13 protein-coding genes, 4 pseudogenes and 1 other annotated feature are annotated in these 23,450 nt (G+C 59.8%); of the genes and pseudogenes, 8 read left to right on the top strand and 9 right to left on the bottom strand.

What is annotated here, in order from left to right; translation table 11 throughout:
• The first annotated feature begins 1 nt into the window (after position 1).
• On the top strand, positions 2–1,804 hold the full coding sequence (locus NSQ78_RS20440) for a hypothetical protein (protein WP_032964222.1): 1,803 nt from the start codon (positions 2–4) through the stop codon (positions 1,802–1,804).
• Between the two features lie 1,202 nt (positions 1,805–3,006).
• Here NSQ78_RS20440 and NSQ78_RS20435 read toward each other — a convergent pair.
• Positions 3,007–4,365 (bottom strand): amidohydrolase family protein, encoded by a 1,359-nt coding sequence (locus NSQ78_RS20435; RefSeq protein ID WP_339207382.1) that lies wholly within the window; start codon positions 4,363–4,365, stop codon positions 3,007–3,009.
• 1,037 nt (positions 4,366–5,402) lie between these two features.
• Between NSQ78_RS20435 and NSQ78_RS20430 the strand changes: the two genes are divergently transcribed.
• Positions 5,403–5,696, top strand: a complete 294-nt coding sequence (locus NSQ78_RS20430; RefSeq protein WP_075076580.1) for a helix-turn-helix transcriptional regulator — start codon at positions 5,403–5,405, stop codon at positions 5,694–5,696.
• A gap of 307 nt (positions 5,697–6,003) precedes the next feature.
• Here the strand turns inward: NSQ78_RS20430 and NSQ78_RS20425 are convergent, their stop codons facing one another.
• Complete coding sequence (locus NSQ78_RS20425) at positions 6,004–6,510, bottom strand: NIF family HAD-type phosphatase (RefSeq protein WP_194434212.1); 507 nt, start codon at positions 6,508–6,510, stop codon at positions 6,004–6,006.
• Between the two features lie 399 nt (positions 6,511–6,909).
• Here NSQ78_RS20425 and NSQ78_RS20420 point away from each other — a divergent pair, with 399 nt between their 5' ends.
• A complete protein-coding gene (locus tag NSQ78_RS20420) occupies positions 6,910–7,938 on the top strand; it encodes a hypothetical protein (RefSeq protein ID WP_053451504.1) in 1,029 nt (342 codons plus the stop codon).
• A gap of 110 nt (positions 7,939–8,048) precedes the next feature.
• Here the strand turns inward: NSQ78_RS20420 and NSQ78_RS20415 are convergent, their stop codons facing one another.
• The 4 genes and pseudogenes from NSQ78_RS20415 to NSQ78_RS20400 all read right to left on the bottom strand — a co-directional run.
• Entirely contained in the window at positions 8,049–10,217 is a 2,169-nt protein-coding gene (locus tag NSQ78_RS20415) for an AAA family ATPase (RefSeq protein ID WP_339207377.1), read from the bottom strand.
• An 804-nt stretch (positions 10,218–11,021) separates the two neighbouring features.
• On the bottom strand, positions 11,022–11,750 hold the full coding sequence (locus NSQ78_RS20410; protein WP_024957969.1) for a hypothetical protein: 729 nt from the start codon (positions 11,748–11,750) through the stop codon (positions 11,022–11,024).
• A gap of 196 nt (positions 11,751–11,946) precedes the next feature.
• On the bottom strand, positions 11,947–12,726 hold the full coding sequence (locus tag NSQ78_RS20405; protein ID WP_125358468.1) for a hypothetical protein: 780 nt from the start codon (positions 12,724–12,726) through the stop codon (positions 11,947–11,949).
• Positions 12,727–13,110: 384 nt separating this feature from the next.
• A pseudogene (locus NSQ78_RS20400) lies at positions 13,111–13,227 on the bottom strand (antibiotic biosynthesis monooxygenase); the annotation flags it as partial.
• A 35-nt stretch (positions 13,228–13,262) separates the two neighbouring features.
• Between NSQ78_RS20400 and NSQ78_RS20395 the strand changes: the two are divergent.
• Positions 13,263–13,784 (top strand): substrate binding domain-containing protein, encoded by a 522-nt coding sequence (locus NSQ78_RS20395; protein ID WP_223224751.1) that lies wholly within the window; start codon positions 13,263–13,265, stop codon positions 13,782–13,784.
• A 130-nt stretch (positions 13,785–13,914) separates the two neighbouring features.
• A pseudogene (locus NSQ78_RS20390) lies at positions 13,915–15,077 on the top strand (IS3 family transposase).
• Positions 14,142–14,258 (top strand) — a sequence feature (AL1L pseudoknot). (Overlaps the previous pseudogene by 117 nt.)
• A 255-nt stretch (positions 15,078–15,332) precedes the next feature.
• Here NSQ78_RS20390 and NSQ78_RS20385 read toward each other — a convergent pair.
• Positions 15,333–15,635, bottom strand: coding sequence for an antibiotic biosynthesis monooxygenase (locus NSQ78_RS20385; protein WP_024957965.1), 303 nt, complete (start codon positions 15,633–15,635; stop codon positions 15,333–15,335).
• Between the two features lie 114 nt (positions 15,636–15,749).
• Between NSQ78_RS20385 and NSQ78_RS20380 the strand changes: the two genes are divergently transcribed.
• From NSQ78_RS20380 to NSQ78_RS20370, 3 genes and pseudogenes are all read left to right on the top strand, one after another.
• Positions 15,750–16,712 (top strand): helix-turn-helix domain-containing protein, encoded by a 963-nt coding sequence (locus tag NSQ78_RS20380; protein ID WP_049460453.1) that lies wholly within the window; start codon positions 15,750–15,752, stop codon positions 16,710–16,712.
• A gap of 210 nt (positions 16,713–16,922) precedes the next feature.
• Positions 16,923–17,987, top strand: coding sequence for an alkene reductase (locus NSQ78_RS20375; RefSeq protein WP_053451506.1), 1,065 nt, complete (start codon positions 16,923–16,925; stop codon positions 17,985–17,987).
• Positions 17,988–18,186: 199 nt separating this feature from the next.
• Positions 18,187–18,788 (top strand): annotated as a pseudogene (locus NSQ78_RS20370) (DNA-binding domain-containing protein); the annotation flags it as partial.
• Between the two features lie 80 nt (positions 18,789–18,868).
• On the opposite strand, the gene NSQ78_RS20365 reads toward NSQ78_RS20370, so the two are convergent.
• Positions 18,869–21,520: an excinuclease ABC subunit UvrA gene (locus NSQ78_RS20365; RefSeq protein ID WP_053451507.1), complete on the bottom strand. Its 2,652-nt coding sequence runs from the start codon at positions 21,518–21,520 to the stop codon at positions 18,869–18,871.
• A 25-nt stretch (positions 21,521–21,545) separates the two neighbouring features.
• Positions 21,546–23,294: pseudogene (gene nhaA / locus NSQ78_RS20360) on the bottom strand (Na+/H+ antiporter NhaA); the annotation flags it as partial.
• Positions 23,295–23,450: the final 156 nt, after the last annotated feature.

The raw sequence follows: 23,450 nt of genomic DNA, 5'->3' as shown, positions 1-23,450 counted from the left end.
CATGAAATCCTTGCGCCAAGCCACGCCGCCGGTCAGCGAATTGTCTCTCGACGGTCTCGGTATCAACTTCGAGGATGATGAGTGGTTCCTCAGACGAAACGTTATCGACGGGATTGTGGAGACGCGAAGGCTCGATTTCTCGTGCATCCCTGATGGCTGGAAAGTGCCGATAAAGATCTATTTGGCACTTGCTATGCTTGGTAGGCTGGAACGATCGACACGCTATGCTCTTGTCCTCTACGAACGATTTATCGTCCTTAGAAGCTTTGCCGTTTGGTGTTATGAGGAAGGCGTGGATTCGCCAAGCGATCTGAGTCCCGAGCTCATTTGCCCATGGACCGATGCTAGTCGCGCAGTCGGCCGTGTGGAGGCGGGTGCTACTCGGATGCGGGCCAAATTCATCTGTGTCGAGGATTTTCTACTCAACGTGGGAGATGTGTCTGCAGTAGTGCGCGCAGAGATGGTCCGCGTAGGAAAAAGGATGTCGAAGGAGGCATCAGTTGCAGCTAAGAAAAGAAAGGTGGATGACGACCTGAGTGAGCAGGAATGTCTCATGCTCTTGGCAGATGCAATCAAGCTAATAGAGGAAGATGGGCCCACAATAGAAGCCTTCATGGGTGAGGTAATGGCGATAGAGGCTGGGAGGCTGTGCTCAGCAGGCCGAAGGATGAACTCCTTCTACATCGCTAAGCGATCTTTGCCCTTCAATGGTTTCAGGTCAAAAGCTCTAGCTAAGTTGGATCCAAGAGTTGGCTATGGCGAGCAAATAATGCTGAAGATCGCTGAGGGAGCGGCGATCTTCATTATATCTTTGCTCAGTTCCATGAGGCCATCCGAATCTCGTCGGCTCACGACTGCAAGCGTAAAGCCATCCAATGCGCTCGGTATGCCGGCGGGTGCAGAGACCTCCGATTTGATCGAAGGGGTTCTGAGCAAATCTGGTAGGCCGCATGAATGGGTCGCAGCGCCAGCAGTCTCTGACGCAATTGCATTCTTGGAGCGATTGGGGCGCCCGATTCGTGATCATGTCGGGACCGCCGCGCTCTTCGTGCTGAATATGTATAGAGGACGCGGACCGGCTGAAGCTCGAGATGATCAGCGTGGTGCTAGAGTCGATGGCTATGTTGCACTCCGCAGGAGCATGAGAGCATTCGCTGAGGCTAGTATTCCTGGGCTTGATTCTGAGAAATTGAACTTTCGACCATTACGCCGATTCATGGCGCGCTTCATTGCGCGGCGCGACCGCTCGAGTTTGGGTGCTCTGGCATATCAGTACGGACACTTGGAAGCCAGGATCACTGACACCTACTATGTTGGTCTGGATCGTGATCTCTCAACTTTGCTTGAGGAGGAGAACGCAAATGAGGTAGTGAGCGCTATGGATGATTTGATTAGTGCTGAGCACGTCTATACGAACTTGCCTACACCTGTTATCGCGGAAAGCATTTCACGGATGAACGGGGTCTTGGAGCGAGCATCGACAAATCTTGAAGTGATGAGGATGCTGGGTGCCGGTGTGGTACTCGGTCCTTGCGACTGGGGCTATTGCTTCTATCGCGAGGCGCGAAGTCGCTGTGACGGCGATGCGAATGGCCCAAATCCCGGCAAGCGCACTCCTTCCACATGTGCTGGTTGTCTCAACTTTACGGCTACAGCCAAGCACGCCCCTTGGTGGGAGTTGCGAAGGCAAGATCTGATCAGTTTCCTCAAGCTGAGGGGAATTCCCGAGCAGTCTCGTCGCATTGCTGAAGAGCGCCTGGCTTCGACGGAGCTGATCCTGAAGAAAATAGGGAGTAGCCTCTGATGCGCCAGATAGTTCTAGCCGAGACTGAGGCGCAGATTGCTCGCTGGAGGGCGGGTGGCCCTAAGCCTACGGTGGTCTCCATCGCTTCCGCATGCGGTATCAGTAGACAAGCTTTCTATAAATCACACAGAGTGGCCTTGGGCAAGCTCAATGATGCGGTATCTGCGCAGGATGCTCCGAGCGCCCGGGCGGCTGATGCTCTGAAGCTGGAGATGTTGAGAGTCAGATATGAATCTGAGAAGGCGAAAGTGAAGGTACTTACAACGCTGTGTGGGGAGCTGGCCTGCGAGCTGACAGATGTTCGCGAGAAGCTCGCGCAGGAGCGTGCGCGTAGTGACAGGCTCAAGCGGCGTACCGACAAAGGACCGAAGCTAGTTCGATAGTTGGATCCTCATCGGTAGTCGTGTCGCTAACGTCACGACCCCGCGTGCTAGCGCCAACTTGCTGGCGTGACTGGTTGGCCCATCAAAGGCCAGCTGATGTAAGTAAGGACGAAGCCGGCACATCCAGAGCCGTTGCAATCCGGATGATCGTGGAGAGCCGGCAGTCCTTCTTGCCTTGCTCGATATGGCCAAGCTGCGTCCGATGCATACCGAGTTGAGCTGCAAACTCTTCCTGGGAGACGCCCAGCGCCAGCCTGCCCTCCTTAATGGCAGTCCCTAGAGCTTGCTGGGGCGGTGGCGCTTTCACGCCCTAAGCTTTCGTCGTGCAGTACTTTTGGTCTACAGTACTTACGGTAGCGTCCGGCCGGCACTGGTGATCGAGGCCTTGGCGCTGGTGACTGTCCCGTAACCTGCTGGGGTGCTGAAATGAGCTTCTTCTTGGTGGATTCAGACTCAGAGTTCACGTTGGAGCTCTCCCTAACCAAAGAGTCGGAGCTCGACCTACGTCGTCAGCTCGAGAAGCTCCAGCAGGGAGGCCATTCAGGTGCGATCTCGAGGCGACTGGCTGCCGAATTCTCGCGCCTGGTGCCGGAGCTATTGGACTGGGACATAAAGCGGCCAACCAAAGCCCAGATCGCCTATGCAAGATCAATCTGCTATCGATTGAGAATCGAGCTGCCATTGGAGGCCATGGAGTCAAGGCAGGCCATGCACCTATTCATTTCCTCTCGCGGGGCGTGTTCCCACCAATCTCTCGAGCCCTCTATTGGGGATAGCACTTAGCACTACTAGCTGGGACGTGGATGTCCTCGAAGGCTATCAATCGCGTTCCGCTACCCTTGACGTAAGAGCACGCGCAGATCCTTCCGCATCCTGCAGAAGCTTGGGTCGATCTACATCGACCAAGTCGCCATCGATCTTGACTACCCGTCCGCCGATTATCACTGTGTCAACGTCGCTTGGGTGTGCCGAGTGGACCAGCAAGGCTGAAGGGTCTCCGCCGCCAAAGCCTGCGAGATTCAACGAGTCCAAGCGGATGATCTGCAGGTCAGCGCGCTTACCCACGGACAGTGTGCCAATTTCGCTTGCCATACCGACGACCTCTGCGCCGCCTATCGTTGCCAATTCAAGCAAGGACCGCGCATCCGGTGCCGTTTCGCTACGTGCCCCGCCACTCCAAGTAAGGGATGCAAGTCTCATGGTGGCGAACATCTCCGCGTTGCCAGCTAGCGAATTACCATCGATGCCGAGCCCTTGCTTACTGACGAGTGCGAACTGATCAAAGCGGGTTAACCCGTATCCAACGCGCTGTTCGCTGATAGGCGTCACGGCCAGGCTGCTGCCAGCTGCCTCTAGAACTCTGAGTTGTTCCGCGCTGGCATCCGGGGCATGAACCACGGTCAGGTTTGGATATAGGTACTCACGCTCAATGAGTGCATCAAGCATTGGGCCAGGTTCGCCACTCACATGCACCTGGATAGGCAGTCCCAGCTCATTTGCTGTATCGAACTCTTGCTGACGCATGGCCCAGTTGCGAGCATCGGTACGATTACGTGGTAGCCGCCACGCCAAGCCGACGCCCACTTGGGCACTCTTGTCCAGCCTAGAGGCAATAGAGCGAAGTTGATCGAGATTCATCGGGTGCTTCGTGGTCTTATCTGGTCCCCCGTAGTACAGCGTCCCACGAATTCCAGATCGCTGAAGTGCGCGCAATCCCGCCTCCCCATGCGCGGGGCCAATAACGTTGTCGAAAAAGTCTGCCGTGGTGGTGATTCCGCTGCTGATCAGCTCCAGTGCACCAAGATGCATTGCGGTTTCGACATCATGTGGTGTCATTGATCCTGCAAGCTTCGAGCTCACAGGAAAGAACTGACCTTCCTTGTTCCGGAACTGACCACGCATTGTCGTGACGTAAAGATGGGAGTGGGTGTCAACGAATCCCGGCAACACGATCGCACCCTTTGCTTGGATGCGCCTAGCGGTGCCCGCCTTGAGGCCTCTGCCGATGGCAACAATGCGTCCTCCCTTTATCAGAACGTCAGTCTGTTCTAGATCGCCGACGCCGGGATCCATCGTCATCACATATCCGCCTTCCACCAGAATGTCCTCGGCGTATGACGTCGAAACGGCAGTCAGAAAGACGGAGCTGGCAAGAATGGTCGCGCTAGTAAGCCGCATGCGTACGTCCTCAGGAAGTCGTGGATGACTAGATTGGCTGCGGTCGCTTTTTGAGCATTATTGCCATAAGGAATCTCATGCCAGCTCACACGAGCTTCATATGGGAGGCTCTGTCGCCGCCCAAATGAAGTAGAGAACTTGAGGGGGAACTAGCAAGCGATACGGGCACTACCGTCAGACACGTTTTTGGTTCTGAAGTAAGCTACTTACGCCGAAAGGCGTGCAGAACCGATGGCGCGCAAGCGGATGATCACCTACCTACGCTTCTAGCGGCCTCAGAACGATACGGACGTACGGGCACCGATGATGACGACATCTCCACGGTCTCCGTTGCCGCCGGGCCTTTTGATCCACTGGAGATCTGGGCTGAATGACAGGTGCGGCCCGAGTTTCACTCGGTAGTAGAACTCCGCCGCGAACTCATCGTTGCCTGGCCGGACGCCAGATCCGTAGACTTCCCGCAAGCGGCGGTCTGCTGAAACCCGGCTGTTCAGATGGCTGGTTGCGATGGATAGGCCTAGCTCGTCATCCGGCCGTGTGACGAAGCCTGAGAGCGACGCGCCAATAGCAATCGTGCGGTCAACGGTGCTCGTTCTCCGGTCAACCACTGTGCCATTGAGGTACAGGCTCAACCGTCTCTGATAGCCCTCATGGGATAGGTGGACGTCGTGCACCGCGCTGAGGCGCCCGGAAGCTGTGCTATCGATGATCTTAGACGCCTCAGAAATAGCGTCCAGCACTAAATGGCACGTAGCCCGACCTCCTCAGGAGCACCGGCTCCGAGGCGCTAGCGCTAGAGAAGAACTCGGCCGCCGCATGGTCATGGCGGCCGCCCGCTTGCCCTCGGGAGGACATGATGGTCGCTACAGTGCGAGCATTAGTCGGAACCGCTAAGCTGGCTGCCCTTATCCGAGTGTAACAATGGGGCGCTGCCTTGCTTTCATTGCCATTTTTACGGGGCACGGAGAGGCTGGGATTGCGCAGCATTCCGCGCACAACCTGTGAAGAGAGGCCCTAATGAGCACTTTTGCGCGCAAATGAGTCACATGCCAGTCCAGTCTCCTGAAGAGATTGCGGAAGCCCTGGGAAAGCGGTTGAGGGCGCGTCGCCTTCTCTCCAACGTGTCCCAGGCAGCGTTGGCCGATAAAGCCGGGATCTCTCGCAGAGCATTGGTGCAGCTTGAGAGTGGGCAAGGATCAACGGTTCACACGCTGATCTCTGTCCTCAAGGCATTGGGATTAGAACAGCACCTGACCACGCTAGTACCAGTGCCCACCGTTAGTCCAATGGCCATGCTGAAGGCTAAGCGATTGCGCAGCCGGGCGAGCTAGAGGTTGGAGCGGCCTTGGGTCGGCGCCTGCGCTGCACGAGTAACAATTCCCCGACATTGGCTGATTACTTGAGGCTCGAACCAGTTGCAAGGTCCTTGTGGTCATAGCGCTCCAGGTGGTCGATAGCACACCGAACTTCGGCCGACCTGGCGCTTCATTCAGTACGCGATTTCGGCGACAGAAAGAGCCGTAGTGTATGGAAGGACATGCCGGGACGGCTTGCGCCCAGTATAGCGTCGGCCGTTCATGGGGTTGAGGGCCGAACGCCGCCATGGCGGTCGCGGATAGCTGCAGGGCCGACGCATGTTCAATGCGGCTCTGTTCGGCGAGTTTCGTTGCTCGCGCTGATAAGCTCGCTGATTCGTGCGCGAATAAGGCGCGAGGCTACCTCTAGTCCGTCATCGTCTGGCGGATAAGGAGACCCGAAGAGTGGAATCTCAACCCAGAGATGTTCTTGTCCGGGATGGACGTACGGACCATGGTCATCGAGTAGCAGCGCATTGCCAAGGTATGGGGAGACGTAGCGCAGGTCCTTGGTTTTTCCCGACCAATCAATGTATTGAAGCCCAGAGAACCAAGCAGGGACGCTGCCTTCTTTCGCTAAGAGAGTTCCAATTGCTTGCGCACGATCTTTCGGCACGGTGGTAAAAAGGACAAGACTGTCAAAATTTGAACGCATTTCGTCCAGAAAGCTACGCAAACCTGGTCGGGGGATCTGGCTGATGGCATTGGATATGAGAGTTCCCTCAAGATCCAATGCGAGTATGGTCGGCCGCACGGGAAGTTCCGTCTTACAAATGGTCACAGCGCACATTGCGCGCATCGAGCGGCCTTGTCCACATCGTGAGCCTCCTGGTACGCCCGGCAGAATGGCGCGTGAGCGCACGGGCACGCGTAAGTGTCCAATTGCCTCTAGATGCCGAGTCTATTGGCCAGTTCAGATGCATCCGCGCAATGCCAAGCTAGTGCGCCGAATGGATTCAAGGCCGTCGGATGACCGCTTGGCGCGAGGGGGGCACACCCCCAGTTCCCGTATGACCTGCTGCTTGCGGCCCTTCGTCAACTCCCCAGTGAGCAGGAGGAAGCAACTCGAGTCTGAGTGGAGCGCTCGCCTGCCTAGGTAGCAGGGTAAATCATGCACGGGATTGTAACGGACAGATTAGATCGTAACCGCTCTGTGATACTGTCAGATTACTTTGTTACATACGGTTGTATGAACGACCTCCAGGCTGCTGCCCACTACCTCCAGAACTTACTACCCGACATGGTCGCGGAGTTCGAGCCCAGGCCTAGTTCCAAGGCGCGCTTCTTGCCCCACTCTCTCAACAGCATGTTCCGCCTAGCCGAGATTGATCTGCTGGGCCTGCGGGTGCTGCTGGCCAAGGTCCCGACACAGGCGGAACCCACGCCACCTTCTCGGCTGATCGCACAGGTGCACCTGCTGGCTGAAAAGGCCGGCTTGAGGGTCGTTCTCGTGCTCTCGGGCGTGTCGCCATACACTCGCTCCAGGCTCATCGAGTCTCGTGTGGATTTCGTTGTGCCTGGCAGCCAGCTGTTCGCTCCGAGTTTCCTGATGAGCCTGCGCGAGCGCGATTCGTCTCCACCGGTGCCCCTATCCGTTGGGAAGCACCTGAGCCACCCAGCGCAAGCAGTTCTGATCGCCGCTCTACTGCGGCCCGATTTTGAGGAGCGCGGCATCCCTGGGAGCGTCCCGTGGGTGCCGCTCGAACTTGCGCGCGAGGCAGGCTATTCGCGAATGACCGCCTCGCGGGTAGCCCGCGAACTGGTGGCGGCTAACTTGGTCAGCGCCCGGCGCAAGGGACGGGAGACGAGCCTGCGGTTCCTGCAAACGCGACGGTCCTTGTGGGAGGCGGCGCTGCGGCGGCTGCGCTCGCCGGTGCTGCGCACAACCGGCATCGGCAAGGGTGGCTTGGCCATGCTGCCGGCCGATGATTGTCGTGCTGCAGGGGAAACCGGTCTGTCCGTGTTCACCGAACTGGCAGCGCCAGCGCGGCCGGTCGCGGCGATTCCGCGAGACTACTTCCGTGGGCATCCGGAACCAGAATGGTTCCCCGTGGCCGGCGAGGGCTACGCAGATGTGCAGCATTGGGCCTATTCCACCCGCTTGGGCGGCGCGGGCGCCGCCGTGGACCGGTTGTCGCTGTACTTGTCCCTGCAGGGACAGGGCGACCCGAGACTGGACGGCGCGCTGCGGGACCTGCTCGATGAGGTCTTCGCTTGATCGCCGGCGCGCCGGAGTTTGGCCAGTGGTTTGCGAAACTCCGGGACTAGTTCGTGGTCATCGGCGGCGGTGCGCTGGTCGCCGTAATGCAGGAAGCACAGCCTCCGCCGCTAGACCAATGCGGCGACTTCCGTGTAGACGCGGCGAAGATGCTGATCGGACATGTCCAAGATTGGCTCATACATGAAAGAGTTCAGATGAATGTTCTCCGGCGTCATCAGTAGGACGCGCTGAATGACGCCAATGTTGGGAAGTTCGGCAGGAAAGTCGTTCCGATAGCGCTTCAGTAGCGCCTGAGTCTGGTTGGTTGTGATCGCAGCCAGCCAAGCTGAATCGTTGATCCTCCCCGCCATGAATCGCTCTGCTTGCAGGCGCGTAGCAATCGCCAGCACAACCTTATTCTCGAAGTTGATTCCATCCGGGGCCTGCAGACAAGTAGCGACTTCAATGCCTAGAATATCGATGAGTCGCTCTCCAGGGTTGCCAGACTGTCCGTTGATGCCAAAGAGCCTGGAGTAGATGCCATCAAGATCCGCCACGGTGATCTGATCTGTACCGGCCTTCCAGTGAAGCAGGGACGTGAGGAGAAGATAGTCTGGATCTTGTTCGTCCTTCATGTACTCAATCAGGTTGCGCATGAAGGGAATACAGCAGATTTTCTTGCGGTTATCGGTGAAAAATGCGGGTTTCCACACATTGATGAAGACGTTACGCACGCCCTGGGCAGCCTCCAGACTTATCCCAGTGGCTGTCTTTGACACCATGAAGCAGTTCTTCCGATGAACGAGACGACGGCTCTCGATGGTCCGATAGAAATCAAAGTTGTGGGTCAAGATGAGCAGTTTGAAATTCTGGCCTTCAGCCAAGTCGGAAAGGTACTGGATGATGGCGTACTTGTTCTTGTAGTCAAAAGAGTCGGCGATGTCGTCAACAACTAGGAGTGTCTGCTTGCCTGCCGAGCCGCGTACCTCAATGTCAAACAACATAGTCAATACGTGAAACGCTCTTCTTTCTCCAGTACTTAACGTCTGTAGAAGCGTGTCTCGTTCGACTTGTGCTTGATCACCCCCCTCCTTGAAGACAAAGCCCAGGCGCGGTGCTGTCTCCGTTCCCAAAACAATTTGAACCTTGTTGGCCACCTCGAGATGGAACGGGACGATGAAGCGGCTATTGAAGATATCAATCACACCCTGCCATTGTGTGTGCTCTTGGCCGGCCTGCGCCTCAATCTTGGCTGAGCGAACCGCAGCGTTCTCGATCTTGTTGATGAGGTCAGTGTATAGATCGTGATTCGCCTTCAGATAGGACAGCCAGAGCTTCTTGTTCAGGGCCGCTGGATCGGCCAGCTCGGGCAGCAGTTCCTCGTGCCCCTGCATGTACGCCTCAAACTCGCGAACCTGCGCGTTCTTCTGGATCTGCTTTTCAAGCTCTTCGTACTTCCTCCGAAGAGCAGCATCCTCAGAGATTTTGGCGCGCTCTGCATCAACAAGAGCTTGGAGCTCTGTCTCGGATTTGATCTCCTTCTCTTCGTCTCCGCTGAGTCGAACGGTATGATTTGCCTTAAAGAAGCCACTGATCTTCAGCTCCTTGGCGACGTTGGTAGCCGCGTAATAGTTGAAGCCTCCCTTCTTGAAGTACTTCGACGCGGCGAGCAACTCGTTGTACTTCTTCGTGTACTCGTTGATCGCCGTGCGGAAATCACCTTGGCCCAAGAATGCCACGACTTTCTCATCGTTTAGCACGTCGTAGGGGACATCCTTGAAGTCTGGCTTCAAGTCCTTTGACAGCTCATCCTTAAGCTCAACCAAAGCAGTGTTGAAATCTCCGTCTGCAGGCGCAAACGTTGACAGAATCTCGCGCTCCACAGAGCGCCTGGTTTTCGAGGTGGTCTTGATCGCCATGACAAGTGCTGCTCGCGCAGCGGTGATTCCAGTGTGCAGCGCTTCATACTCCTCACGAAGTGTGGCATTCACCAAGAGCGTAGCGGTGGCGTTTCCATTGCTGGCGAAATCCTCAAATGGCCTAAGCACGAGTACATCGCTAGCAACGAGGTCGGCATTGTTCTCATCGCTGACCACGCGGACCGTCGCGCGGTTCGGGAAAATTCTGTCGCGCGATGGGTTTCCATTGGCGATGTCCTGAAGGGTGCATGCCAAAGAGCTCTTCATCGAGCCGTTTGGTGCGTAGATGGCGATAGCTGCCGTGCCGGCGAAGTCCAGCACGACGTCCAACTTGCGGATTCCGTAGCAGTTCTCCAGTTGGAGCTTGAGCTTTTCCATTCTCTCTCTCTCCTAATTTTTAGTTCGAGCTTCCTAGGTCATTCTTTGCGGTTCGAAGCCAGATTTCCCCGAGTCAGAGTGGCAAGATCCAAGACGTCGGCCGGGGGATATTGTGGAACATCAGTTTGGCCTAGATGCCAGCGTATCCTGTAATTTGGCAGTGCAGCTCGGCGTGGGGCTGCACCGCCAGTCGGGTTCGGCCAGATCGGCTAGAGCCAACTGAGACCGATCAGCTGTCACATTGCACGGGCCGTACGGATGGCTCGGAAAGCTGATGCGGTCACTTAGGCCTGGACTTCCGGCAGGGGGGGGCCTCTGAGAGGTCGCCACCCTTCGCCGATGGAATCTCGCTGATGGACCTCAATCTATAGTAGGCGTAGAGGTGCACCAAGCGGCGGAGACCCGCGACAGGTGCCGGTAGAGACTTGTAGCACCGTCGCTATCAGCCCTGCCTTAAGCTAGGTGCGGGTAGCAGGAGCACGCGAGTAACCCGGTACCGATCACCGCGCCAGCCAATCGTGTTGTAGGGATCGGGAAGCCACCGTTGCTTGGCACCGAAGGTAGTTTCCTTCGTGAAGGACGCCTACACCCGCCTATGTTGCTGATCGAAGAGGATTGTCACTGCTAGATGGAGAGCTGAGTCCCCGGAAAAATCTGCTTAGATTCTACTGCAGAGTGTCGAGAACACCTCAATTTGTGCACCTTTGGATAGTCGAGGTCCAGTCTTGGCCGGAAGCGGACACTGCGCCAGTGGTCGATTTCCTGCCACCAGAAAGATGACGTTGCGGATGAACTCTCACGGGTCTAGATCCGCATATTTAGTCCCATCGGATACAACGTGGAAGTCTTGATCAGTTGCCTTTCGATCATTTTGGCTGAGGCCTCAGGGATCCCATAAGCCGAGATGTCGTGCACACAGATCACGTTCTGGCCCTGCATCCCCCGCATAGCCTCGTGAAAGCGGCGGTTCGAGTTCTTTTCCAGCGCTTCTTCAACGTGCTCCATGTATCTTTGCTGCCACGAGCGCCGAGATCGGCCGACATAGCTCATGCCTTTGATCGTCTCGTAGCCGATACGGCTTTTGGTGAAAACAAACGCCTTAACTTGCTCTTCTGCGGTTCCACTCTTTTTAATTCTCTCAAGCTCTTCTTGAGTGAACAGTGGCCGTTTGTAGGTATGCCGATAGACGATGTGATCACCGGTAGGTGTGTACTCCGTCGAGCAGTAAAGCAGGGGCACGCACACCAGTGTGCTGCCTCCGAACAAGCGATGTTTGCTTTCAGCGAAAAAACTTACCCCGCTCATATGACCGGGCTCCAGCATCAAAGTGAAAATCGAAGACCCGGTGTCCACGTCGTGATGGCCGACAAGCCGGATACCCGTGTGCGGGACACCTGTGGTCGCTGAATCACGAAGTTCGCCTTTGAGGACATTCACGCCTTGGTACCGCATGACCGCGTCCATGGCGACATCCACGTCGAAATGGGGGCCGAAGAAGAGCCGCAGAGCGTCAGGGTTGAGAAAGCTCGACATGTGCGAGTGAGAAGGTTACTGAGGTGAATCAAGTATGCCTGTTGCCAAATAGTATCTGTAGTATGCCTTGTCGAAAATACGTGCCTCCGAACCGAGACACTCTGAAGTGCTCAATTAACGTCCAATCATGTGACGTCACATGAATCGGAATGCGTACGAAGCGGATCCCGCCTCAGCGAACCATGGAAGCAAGGTTCTATTCGGAGTGCGGCGGATGACTCCTTGTCGTATGCACGCCAGAAGCCTTTTGTGTCGATTCCGCAACTTCCGGTAGCGCGGGCAACCAGTCTCTGTACTGATCGAACGCTTCCTTGAAATTTGCCCTGTTCTCTTCTGCCTCGATTCCGTAGATGCTGAAGAGTGCAATGGTTCCTACTGGAACACCCTTGGGAGCTCGGCCGGCTTTACGCATGTTCTCTTCGTGGAGCACGGCACGCAGCGACTCTTTGTGATCAGTCCGCAGGTAGTTCGCCAAGTTCGAGATCTCTTGGTAGACCTTGCCTGCGTAATCGAATGCTTCGCCTGTCGTTGGAATCTCGCCTTTGTGGAGCGCCGCGTACCGGGCAGTAGCCAGTTTCTTGTCGAACTCGTAGGGCTTTCCGGTCGCAGCAAGATAGAGAAACAAGAAAGCACCGAACTGCCGCTCAGACTGCGAGGCCACCTCCTTCCACGAAGCCTCGAAGTTGCCCGGATCAACACCGCTGGACCGGGCGAAGACACGGATCGCAAGCTCGAAAAGTCGCTCGCGCGACGCAGCCAGGCATGCGACAGCTTGAAGCGTCTGATCATGGATCAATGCGTCTGCGGCAGCGGTCAGCAGCGTTTCGAACTTTGGGTTCTGGACGATGGAGAATGCTGCGTGGCCGAGCGGACATGTGGCCTCGACCGTGTGTCCATCGTAGTAGTCGCCTACAAACAGGTACGGTTGGACGCTGCCCGACTTGGTGCACTCAACGCACTGCAACAACGATTTCATCCAGGAATCTACCTCGTAGCAGAACTGATCGACACTAATTTGGGTGATCGAATCGCGTGAGCGTGCTTAGTCCAGTACACCGGCCCGGCCGATCTCGATCAGCTCGTCCGCGTCCGCTCAGTCGGCATGATGATGCATACGATTGCTTGGAGTTCCCCCTAGAGTCTGCTTCTGGCGGAAAGCGGACATGGGCCCAGACCGACCGTAAGGGAAGGTGGCAATGTCCGCTACCGACCCAAAGCGGACGATGTGTCGTGCGCCTCTGCAATTCTGTCGAGCCGCCCATCGAAGGGGTGGTTTTATTTGCACTGGCCCCTGTTTTCGAGCCAGCAGCCATTGAAACCGCCCGAAGGCGGTTTCGGCTGTCTACGCCTGCCGAGTTGCCTAGCCGGGCAGCTTTGCCGCAAGCACCTCTACCTTCTCGATGGTCGGCGGCTCGGAGAATAATTCCCCGGCCTTTGCCATCAAGGCCGCCGCAACCTTGCCGGAGAGATGGGCTTTGCCAAACGTCATCCCGACATCATGTTGGTGTGCGCTTGTCTGATCGCATCAGCAATGCGGTCGACGACAAGATCGATGTCGGGGTCAGGGTCGGGTTCATGCGCGACAGTCGTTTCGTCGCGCGCAAGGCTGCCGATATGCGCCTTACAATCGTTGCAGCTCCGCGTCTGACCAAGAAGGTGGGAACACCGGATGGAGTCGATGAACTGGCCGGTTCTCCGGTGACAGCGGCCATCGACATCATTACCGGGCGACCGTGGTCCTGGCACTTCAGTGCAGGACGCCAGTGGACGCCTGTGTCGCCAGCCTTCATCGCGGACAACGCCGACATGGAAATGGGCGCCGCATTGGCCGGAATTGCGTTTGCTCAATTGGCGGACTACATGGCGGCCCCCTATATCGCCAGTGGAAAACTGGTGCGGGTTCTGCAGAAGGAAGAGCCCCCGGCTTGGGGCTTGTATGTCTATCGGCCTCAGCGCGCCCCTGTGCCAGCGAGAGTCCGGGTCGTGTTCGATGAATTGCAGACAGCTATTGGGTCGTTGCCGGCTTTGCCTTAGGGAAGGTCTGAACAAGTCACTCGTTTGACTGTATGAATCGCCCCGGCTTCCCCGGAGGCTCCATCACTTGAGAGGATGGAGCCATGAGAAAGTCGAAGTTTCCCCCGAGGTACAGGAGCGGGCCGTCCGGATGGTGCTGGAGCACCAGAAGGACCACGACTCGCAGTGGGCCGCGATCGGTTCGATCAGCGGCAAGATCGGCTGCACGGCCGAGACCCTTCGTCGTTGGGTTCGGCAGGCCGAGCGTGACCAAGGCATGCGTGCCGGGCCGACGACGTCGGATCTGGAGCGATTGAAGCAGCTCGAGCGCGAGAACCGCGAACTGCGCCAGGCGAACGAGATCCTGCGCAAGGCGTCGGCGTATTTTGCCCAGGCGGAGCTCGACCGCCGCACCAAGTGATGCGCTCGTTCGTCGACGAGCACCGCGACGTCTACGGAGTCGAGCCGATCTGCCGCGTTCTGCAGATCGCTCCGTCGTCGTACCGGGAGCATGCTGCGCGGCGCCGGGACACGCTCCGGGCGTCGCCGCGCGTCCGGCGTGACCTTGCGCTCATGCCGGAGATTCAGCGTGTCTGGACGGAGAACCACGAGGTCTACGGGGCCGACAAGACGTGGCGCCAGATGAACCGCGAGGCGATTGAGGTGGCGCGATGCACGGTCGAACGCTTGATGCGAAAACTCGGGATTGCCGGGGTTGTGCGCGGAAAGTCGGTTCGGACGACGCATCCGGATCCGGCCCGACCCTGTCCGCTGGACCTGGTGCATCGCACGTTCAAAGCGGACCGTCCGGACCAACTGTGGGTCAGCGACTACACCTTTGTTTCGACTTGGCAGGGATTCGCCTACGTCGCCTTCATCATCGACGTCTACGCACGGCGAATCGTCGGCTGGAAGCTGTCGTCGAGCCAACAGACCCAATTCGTGCTCGATGCGCTCGAACAGGCGCTTCACGCGCGGCGTCCGGGCGACGCGCTGGTGCATCACAGCGACCGCGGATCGCAATATGTGTCGATTCGCTACACCGAGCGCCTGGCCGAAGCCGGCATCGAGCCGTCTGTCGGAAGCGTCGGAGACAGCTACGACAACGCGCTGGCCGAAACGATCAATGGGTTGTAAAAGGCCGAGGTCGTGCATCGTCGTTCCTGGCGCAGTCGCGAAGAGCTGGAACTGGCCACGCTGCGCTGGGTGGATTGGTACAACCACCGGCGACTACTCGGATCGATCGGCTACATCCTACCCGCCGAAGCCGAAGCGAACTACTATCAACAGCGACAGCACGTCACGGAGACGTGACTCACGCCAACGAGCCTCCGGGAATCCCGGGGCGATTCAGGCTTACGCTACACCGGGTCCAAGGAACTGCGGTCAAGACAGGAGGGCCTCCGCGCTGGGAAGAACGCCCAGGCGTATCGTGCGCACAGCTACCATACGAAAGTCCCACCCGAGGCTATTGAGAAACTCATTCGTCATCACACGAGTGAGGGGTCGCACGTAGGGCTGTGTGACCCCCATCCTGCAGCGTGAGCTGATTGGGCCAAGGCCGAGTTGTCATGCAGGCAGTTTGGCTGCAAGCAGTTCGACCTTCTCGATATTGGGCGGAGAACTGAGCAAGGTCACGGCGTTGGCCATCAAGGCCGCGGCGATCTGGCCGTTCAGATGCGCCTGGCGACCTGCCTCATCGGCAAAGGCATCGAACACACCAAACGTCGAGGGGCCAAACTTCAATGCGAACCAGGCCGTGGTGCCGGACTCGGCGTTGGCGAGCGGCAGTGCGCTGGCCAGGAAGTCGGCAAGCGCAGCCTCCTGGCCGGGTTTGGCTTCGAGGCGAACAAACAGAGCGAGCTTGGTCATGATGTATTCCTTTGGGTAAATGGGTTAGGTGAATGGATCAACGAGCCTGCAATCTAAATCCTCATAACAACCATCTCTATAGGCAATAATGACAACTTTGATATCATTGTTGCCATGAAACTCCACATCCTTGTTTGTGATGGCGTGTTTGATCTGGGGCTTGCGGCGCTCACTGACACAGTGGGCTTGGCCAATGCGATGGCGGGCTCGCTGCCACAGGCTCCCGCGCACATAGAGCTCACGCTGGTGGGCGTGCGGCGTCGCATCCGAACTGCGCAAGGCTTGACGGTCCCCGTGGTCACTGCGCGTGGTATGCCGGAACCAGACGTCGTGCTTGTGCCCGCGTTTGGTGACAAGATGCCTGACACGCTCTCGGCTCGGCTCACACGCCCCGACGTGCCCGACGCGGTCGCGGCGCTACAGCAGTGGTCCACCGCTGGCGCGCACCTAGGTGCCGCTTGCTCCGGTAGTTTCTTGCTTGCAGAGAGTGGCCTGCTTGATGGGCATCGTGCGACGACGTCATGGTGGCTGGGGCCGATGTTTCGGCAGCGCTATCCGAACGTCACGCTGGACGAGTCACGCATGATCGTGAACTCGACACGCTTCACCACCGCGGGTGCCGCTTTGGCCCACGTCGACCTGGCCTTGCGCATCATCCGGGAGCGCAGTCCGGCGCTGGCGGCCCTGGTGGCACGCTATCTGCTGGTCGAGACACGCAGTTCGCAAGCCGAGTTCGTGATTCCCGACCACCTTGCGCATGCCGACCCGATGGTGGAGCGCTTCGAGTGCTGGGCCAGACGTCGGCTCGCGAAGGGGTTCTCGCTCGCCGAGGCGGCCAGCGCCGCGGGCACAAGCGAGCGTACCTTGGCGCGGCGGCTGCAAAGCGTTTTGGGCAAGACACCGCTGTCGTATTTCCAGGACCTGCGCGTGGAACATGCCGTGCATCTCCTGCGCACCGGAAACGCGAGCGTCGACCAGGTCGCCGCACAGGTCGGGTACTCGGATGGGGTGACCCTGCGGGCCCTGTTGCGCCGTAAGCTGGGCCGGGGTGTCAGGGAGTTGCGACGCGGTGGATGACCAGAGGCGTTTGGTGTATGTACGGCTGGAGACCGCCGGGAAACTGTCCGAAGCAAAGGCCTACCCACTTGCGTCTACTACATCGTGCGTTGGGTGCGAAAGCACCAGCCGTGCCAAAATAGTTTTCAGTGACCTTTCAAAGGTCAGAGTATTGGGAATACTGTTAGCTTTACCACTGTTTTCTGTTCACTAATCTGGGTTTTCATCCACATGCTATTCAATCCACTTCAAGTAGGTTCTCTCAACCTGCCCAACCGCATCCTTCTGGCACCACTGACACGCGCCCGTGCCGACGCTGGCCACATGCCCAACGCGCTGATGGCCGAGTACTACAGCCAGCGAGCCACCGGCGGCCTGCTGATTTCCGAATGCACCATGGTGGCGCCCGGTACATCGGCCTTCGTCAATGAGCCTGGCATCTACAACGACGCGCAGATTGCAGCCTGGAGGCAGGTGACCGACGCGGTGCACGCCAAGGGCGGACGCATCTTCATGCAGATCTGGCACGCTGGCCGCGCAGCCTACCCTGGCGCTGCCGATGGCGCCCCCATTGTCTCCAGCAGCGCCACCGCTATTGAGGGTGAGATCCACACGCCCCAAGGCAAGGTGCCGCACGCGGTGCCCCGCCCCCTGGCCGTCGAAGAGATTCCCGGCATCGTGGCTGCGCTTGCTCAAGGCGCACGCAACGCCATTTCCGCCGGCTTTGATGGTGTGGAAGTACACGGCGCCAACGGCTACCTGATTGACCAGTTTCTGCGCGACACGCCCAACCAGCGCACCGATGCTTACGGCGGATCGCCGGAAAACCGTGCACGTTTGCTGTTCGAGGTACTCACTGCCGTGACCCAGGCGATCGGTTCCGAACGTGTGGGTCTGCGCCTGTCGCCCCTCAACAGCTTCAACAGCATGAAAGACAGCGACCCGCTGGCCTTCATCGGCTTCGTGGCCGATAGGCTCAATGCCTTCAAGCTAGCCTACCTGCACGTGATGCGCGCCGATTTCTTCGGCGTGCAGAAGGCCGATGTCATGCCCGTAGCGCGTGAAAAGTACAAGGGTGTGTTGGTGGGCAATATGGGTTACAGCGCTGATGAGGCAGAAGCAGCTATTGCCGAAGGTAAGCTTGACGCTGTGGCCTTTGGCACCGCCTTCCTGGCTAACCCGGACCTGCCCGCACGCATCAGGGCCAAGGCACCGCTGAACGCGCCTGACTCCAACACGTTCTACGCAGGTGGCGCCAAGGGCTATACAGACTATCCGACACTGCAGGTCGCGTAAGTCACCGCCCCAGAAGACCGAAGAAACGAGCCACTTTATACCCAAGGCTCTGCCCTTCGATCTTGCGAAGCTGTGAATCGATGGCGTCTACCGAGTGTTGTGCGCCATCACGATCTTTAATTGATAAGTTGCCTCGGTTTGCTTCGCCGCCCGCCGAACTCGTACATCGTCTCCGGCTCAGGTAGTGCCGAGGCCGATTTGGGAGGGCGACAGCACCACCATCGTTTCACCGCCCGCAGCCCAGCCCGTGCCCGACGTCATGGAGGATTTGCTCGCGATGGTGGGCTTGGGTGATTCGGCCGGCGTTGGCCAGGATGCCGAGGAGTTCCTCCACACCCCCGCGCCAGCAACAGCCGCGACGTCCATTCCATCGCCTGCACCCGCGCCTACGCCTGGGCCATCGGCAACGAAGCCATCCGGGGAACAGTTCATGGTTTGGCTGAAGCAGGGAATCGCCTCACGACGGTTCATCATCAACGACGCGAAGGTACTCGTGCATACGGTGAATGACACGGCCTGCCTGGTCAGCCCGGGTGTGTTCCACACGCTATGCGCAGGAGCATCCCGAAGTGGCCGCACTCGCCAAGCAGGAGAATCAACAGGATTGGCAGTGGGTGCAGAAGAGCTTCGAGAAGCTGCAGCTACATCGAAAGCAGCCCAGGACTGAACACTTGGACCTGTGAAGTCACGGGCCCGAGGAAGTCCCGCCGACTGCATGGCTACCTCCTCGAAGATGGGTCCTTGGCACTCGCCGAAATACCGCCCAACAACCCCCATCTTGCTCTGACTCAGGAAGGATGACGCGATTCGGGCATTGATCGCCACCGTCGTGTGGCGACGATCAAGTCCCCGCGAAAATTGGCAACATTTGGCGAACTGAGCTACTCGGCCCGCGCCAACTCCTGTGCAAGGAACGGAGCGGTTCTGCTGCCAGACGTTCGGGCCACCTGCTGAAGGGAGCCCGCCACCACGATGCTGCCGCCGGCAGCGCCTGCACCAGGCCCCACGTCGATCACCCAATCGGCCTGGGCCACCGCGCGCATATCGTGTTCGATCATCACTACGGTATTGCCGGCATCGACCAGGCGCTGCAACTGTACCAGCAGCCGGTCGGCGTCCGACGCATGCAGCCCGGTAGTCGGCTCGTCGAGCACGTACAGGCTTCGGCCGCGCTGGCTGCGCTGAAGCTCGGTCGCCAGCTTGATACGCTGCGCCTCGCCACCGGAAAGCTCGGTGGCCGGTTGCCCCAGGCGCAGGTAGCCCAGTCCGATATCGCGCAGCAGTTGCAGTGGCCTTGCCACAGCGTCTTCACCCGCGAAGAATTCGCTGGCTTCGTCCACGGTCATCTGCAGCACCTCGGCGATGTTGCGCCCGTTCCATTGCACCTTCAGCGTGGCCTCGTTGTAGCGTGCGCCATGGCACGTCGGGCACGGCGCGTACACGCTGGGCATGAACAGCAGTTCCACGCTGACGAAGCCCTCGCCCTCGCAGGTCTCGCAGCGCCCCTTGGCGACGTTGAACGAGAAGCGCCCGGCGTCATAGCGGCGGCGTCGCGCATCGGGCGTGGCAGCGAACAGCTTGCGCACATGGTCGAACAGGCCGGTGTAGGTGGCCAGGTTCGACCGCGGCGTGCGCCCGATCGGTTTCTGGTCCACCTGCACCATTCGCTGTATGGCGTCCACGTCGCCTGCCAGACGACCGCCAGTCGCTTCGATCACTGTCGGCCCTTCGCTGGTGGCGGTTTCGGCCGCATCGTCTTCCGGCTCGTGGCCCAGGTGCAGCAGCACCAGCTCCGGCAGGGCCTGCGCGACGAGGCTGGACTTGCCCGAGCCGGAGATGCCGGTGACGGCCGTCAGCACGCCCAGCGGAATGCGCGCATTCACGCCATGCAGGTTGTGGCGGTGAATGTCCTGCAGCTCCAGCCAGCCGGTCGCTTCGCGTGCCCGGCTTCCCGGCGCGGGGATCTCATCGAACAGGTAGCGTGCAGTACGCGATTCGGCAATCTTGCGCAGGCCATCCGGCTCGCCGCTGTAGAGCACGCGGCCGCCACGCTCGCCGGCATCCGGCCCGACATCCACGAGCCATTGTGCACGGCGCATCAGGTCCAAGTCGTGCTCCACCACGAACACCGAGTTGCCGGCCTCGCGCAGACGGTCGAGCGCGTCGTACAGGGCTTGGCTGTCGGAGGGGTGCAGGCCCGCCGAGGGTTCGTCGAGTACGTACACGACACCGAACAGCATGGAACTCAATTGCGTCGCCAGCCGCAGGCGCTGCAACTCGCCGGCTGAAAGCGTCGGCGTGGCTCGGTCCAGCGTCAGGTAACCCAAACCCAGCCCACGCAGTTGACGCAGGCGCGCCATCACGCCACCGGCCAGGCGCTGCGCGGCGAGGCGCTTTTCTTCCGATAGCGCCGAGGTGCGGCGCACGTCGGGCGATACCGCATGGACGGCGCGGCCGGAGGCCGCGCGTTCGGCACGGTCGCGTAGGGTCGCTTCCTTGTCCGTAGCCGCCCCCGCTGCATGGGCGCGGAAATCGCCCTGGGCGATGGGTTCGAGCAAGGCCGCCAACTGGTCCAGCGGCACCTGCATGAACTCGCCGATGTCCACGCCGGCGAACGTGACCGACAGCGCCTCGGGCTTGAGCCGCTTGCCGTGGCAGGTGGGGCACGGTTTGCCCTCCATGAACCGGGACACGCGCTTTCTCATCAGCGCGCTCTGGGTGTTGGCAAAGGTCTGCAGCACATACCGTCGGGCGCCGGTGAAGGTGCCCATGTAGCTCGGCTCCATCTTGCGCTTGAGCGCGGCGCGGGTCTCGGCCGGCGTGAGGCCGGCGTACACCGGCACCGTCGGTGTTTCCTCGGTGAACAGAATCCAGTCGCGATCCTTCTTCGGCAGGTCCTTCCACGGTCGGTCAACGTCGTAGCCCATGCTGACCAGGATGTCGCGCAGGTTCTGGCCTTGCCAGGCGGGGGGCCAGGAGGCGATCGCCCGCTCGCGGATGCTCAGGGAGGGGTCGGGCACCATGTTCGCCTCGGTCACCTCGTACACATGGCCCAGGCCGTGGCAGGTCGGGCACGCTCCCTGCGGCGTGTTGGGCGAAAAATCCTCGGCGTACAGCATCGGCTGGTTGGCCGGATAGGCGCCGGCACGCGAATACATCATCCGCACCAGGCTGGACAGGGTGGTGACACTGCCCACGGAGGAACGCGCGTTGCTGGAGCCTCGCTGCTGCTGCAGCGCCACCGCCGGCGGCAGGCCGTCGATCGCATCGACGTCCGGCACGCCGGCCTGGTCGATCAGTCGCCGCGCATAGGGAGCCACCGACTCGAAGTAGCGCCGCTGGGCCTCGGCATAGATGGTGCCAAAGGCCAGCGAGGACTTGCCGGAGCCGGAGACACCCGAGAACACCACCAGCGCGTTACGCGGGATGGAGACGTCCACCTCCTTGAGGTTGTTCTCGCGCGCGCCACGCACCTGCACGAGGCCGCTGGCCGCAGCGGCACAAGAGGATTCACCGAAAGAATTGTTTGGCATGTTCTTGACTTGTAGTTCGTCCCGCTCAGGACGGGACTTCCTGAGTTCGGGTGCCGCGGCGGCTGGCTTCCAGTGCTGCGGTGACAGAGCGGGCGTCGTAGCTGCCGCGCAGGCGGCGACCCTCGACGAAGAACGTCGGCGTGGCGTGCGCACCGCTGGCGACCGCACTGGCGAGGTCGCGCTCGACACGCTCGATCACCGCAGGGCTGTCGAGATCGGCGATGAACCGATCGACGTCGAGCCCAAGCTCTGCGGCGTAGCCGATCAGATCCTCGCGCTCCAGCGCGTGCTGACGGGTGAACACGAAGTCCAGCCACGGCCAGAACATCCCCTGGTTCGCCGCTGCCTCGGACGCACGCGCGGCAATCGGCCCGTGCGGGTGGTGCGGAAGATGGCGCACCACATACCGCAGGTCGTCACCGAAGTGGGCGCGAAGATCGTCCCACGAACCGGTGGCGTGCGCACAGTACTCGCACTCGAAGTCCACGTACTCGACGAGTGTGAGCTGCGCGTCCTCCGGCCCGCGGATGTGATCGATCTCCGGATCGACCGGCGGCTCAAGCACCATCGGCAGGTCCGCGGTCTTCTCACCCCACCGCTGGGCGGCGACCTTGAAGATGAGCCACCCGAGCAACGTGGCGAACACCATCGACACGAGCACGCCGACCGTCGCCTGGCGGCCCAGGTCCGAGGTCGTGCCGAACGCGAGCCCGATGATCAGCAGCGACACGGTAAAGCCGATCCCGGACAGCGCCGCCCCACCGAACACGCTCCCCACCCCGACGCCCTCGGGCAGCCGGCCCAGGCCGAGACGGATGGCGACGAGCGTGGTGAGCCCGATGCCCAGGAGCTTGCCGAGCACGAGCCCTGCGATGATGCCCCACGTGACTGGCGAGCCAAAGGCCTCGGCGAGCAGCCCGCCACGCAGGTCCACCCCGGCGTTCGCCAAGGCGAACACCGGCACGATCAGCAGCGCCGTCGGCAGCCGCAGGAACTCGTGCAGCCGCTCGTTCACCGAGATACCCCGGGACAGCCCGTAGTCCACCGCGCGGGCCGATGCGGCACTCGGAGACTGCCAGAAGTCACGGAACAACTGTCTTGCCGCAACGACCCCGTGACGTTGCGTCGCATAGGCGGGGATCAGCAGCCCCGCGGCCATCCCGGCGAGGGAGGCATGGATGCCGGAATACACGGTTGCGAGCCACAGCACGATCACGATCAGCACATACGGCATTGCCCGCCACTGGCGGGTGCGCCCCAGCAACCACAACCCGACGAGACTGGCAAGGGCGATCAACAACGGGACGACGCGGATCTCCTCGCTATAGACGATGCCGATGATGGACACGGCGAGGAAGTCATCGACCACGGTCAGGGTGAGCAGGAACACACGCAATTGACCAGACAGCCGCGGACCGACGATCGCCAGGGTGCCCAGCATGAACGCCGTATCGGTGCCGACCACCGCCCCCCACCCGTGCAGGCCCTGACCTCCGGCCAGCCCCACGAGCAGGACGTACACCAGCGCGGGAAGCACAACACCCGCGACCCCCGCGATCAGGGCGAGACGGGCACGGCTGGGGTCCCTGAGCGACCCGTGGGCGAATTCCTGACGCACCTCCAGGCCGATCAGGAAGAAGAAGATGACCATCAGGCCATCGTTGACCCAGTGATGCAGGTCCATGTGCAGGCCCAGCGGCCCAAAGTTGAACCCGACGTCCAGGTGCCACAACCCGAAATAGGCATCGGATAGCGGCGAGTTCGCCCACGCCAGCGCCACAACCGTGACGATCACCAGCAGCACCGCCGCCCCAGACTCCGTGCGTAGATAGCGGGCAACTCGACTCCGTCTGATATTCGCAGAGGATTCACCGAGAGAAGCGTCTGGCATATTCTTATCCTGTAGTTCGTGAGGTAGCAATGGGCCGAT

The sequence above is a fragment of the Stenotrophomonas sp. FSL W7-1447 genome (assembly GCF_037966425.1).
GTDB lineage: Bacteria > Pseudomonadota > Gammaproteobacteria > Xanthomonadales > Xanthomonadaceae > Stenotrophomonas > Stenotrophomonas pavanii.
This window is presented reverse-complemented; position numbering and strand designations above follow the sequence as displayed.

Coding starts and splice junctions, on each gene's coding strand:
- NSQ78_RS20385 (WP_024957965.1), bottom strand. CDS start 15,635: ATGACCAAGCTCGCTCTGTTTGTTCGCCTCGAAGCCAAACCCGGCCAG.
- NSQ78_RS20425 (WP_194434212.1), bottom strand. CDS start 6,510: ATGTGCGCTGTGACCATTTGTAAGACGGAACTTCCCGTGCGGCCGACC.
- NSQ78_RS20440 (WP_032964222.1), top strand. CDS start 2: ATGAAATCCTTGCGCCAAGCCACGCCGCCGGTCAGCGAATTGTCTCTC.
- NSQ78_RS20405 (WP_125358468.1), bottom strand. CDS start 12,726: ATGAAATCGTTGTTGCAGTGCGTTGAGTGCACCAAGTCGGGCAGCGTC.
- NSQ78_RS20380 (WP_049460453.1), top strand. CDS start 15,750: ATGAAACTCCACATCCTTGTTTGTGATGGCGTGTTTGATCTGGGGCTT.
- NSQ78_RS20365 (WP_053451507.1), bottom strand. CDS start 21,520: ATGCCAAACAATTCTTTCGGTGAATCCTCTTGTGCCGCTGCGGCCAGC.
- NSQ78_RS20410 (WP_024957969.1), bottom strand. CDS start 11,750: ATGTCGAGCTTTCTCAACCCTGACGCTCTGCGGCTCTTCTTCGGCCCC.
- NSQ78_RS20435 (WP_339207382.1), bottom strand. CDS start 4,365: ATGCGGCTTACTAGCGCGACCATTCTTGCCAGCTCCGTCTTTCTGACT.
- NSQ78_RS20415 (WP_339207377.1), bottom strand. CDS start 10,217: ATGGAAAAGCTCAAGCTCCAACTGGAGAACTGCTACGGAATCCGCAAG.
- NSQ78_RS20420 (WP_053451504.1), top strand. CDS start 6,910: ATGAACGACCTCCAGGCTGCTGCCCACTACCTCCAGAACTTACTACCC.
- NSQ78_RS20430 (WP_075076580.1), top strand. CDS start 5,403: ATGAGTCACATGCCAGTCCAGTCTCCTGAAGAGATTGCGGAAGCCCTG.
- NSQ78_RS20375 (WP_053451506.1), top strand. CDS start 16,923: ATGCTATTCAATCCACTTCAAGTAGGTTCTCTCAACCTGCCCAACCGC.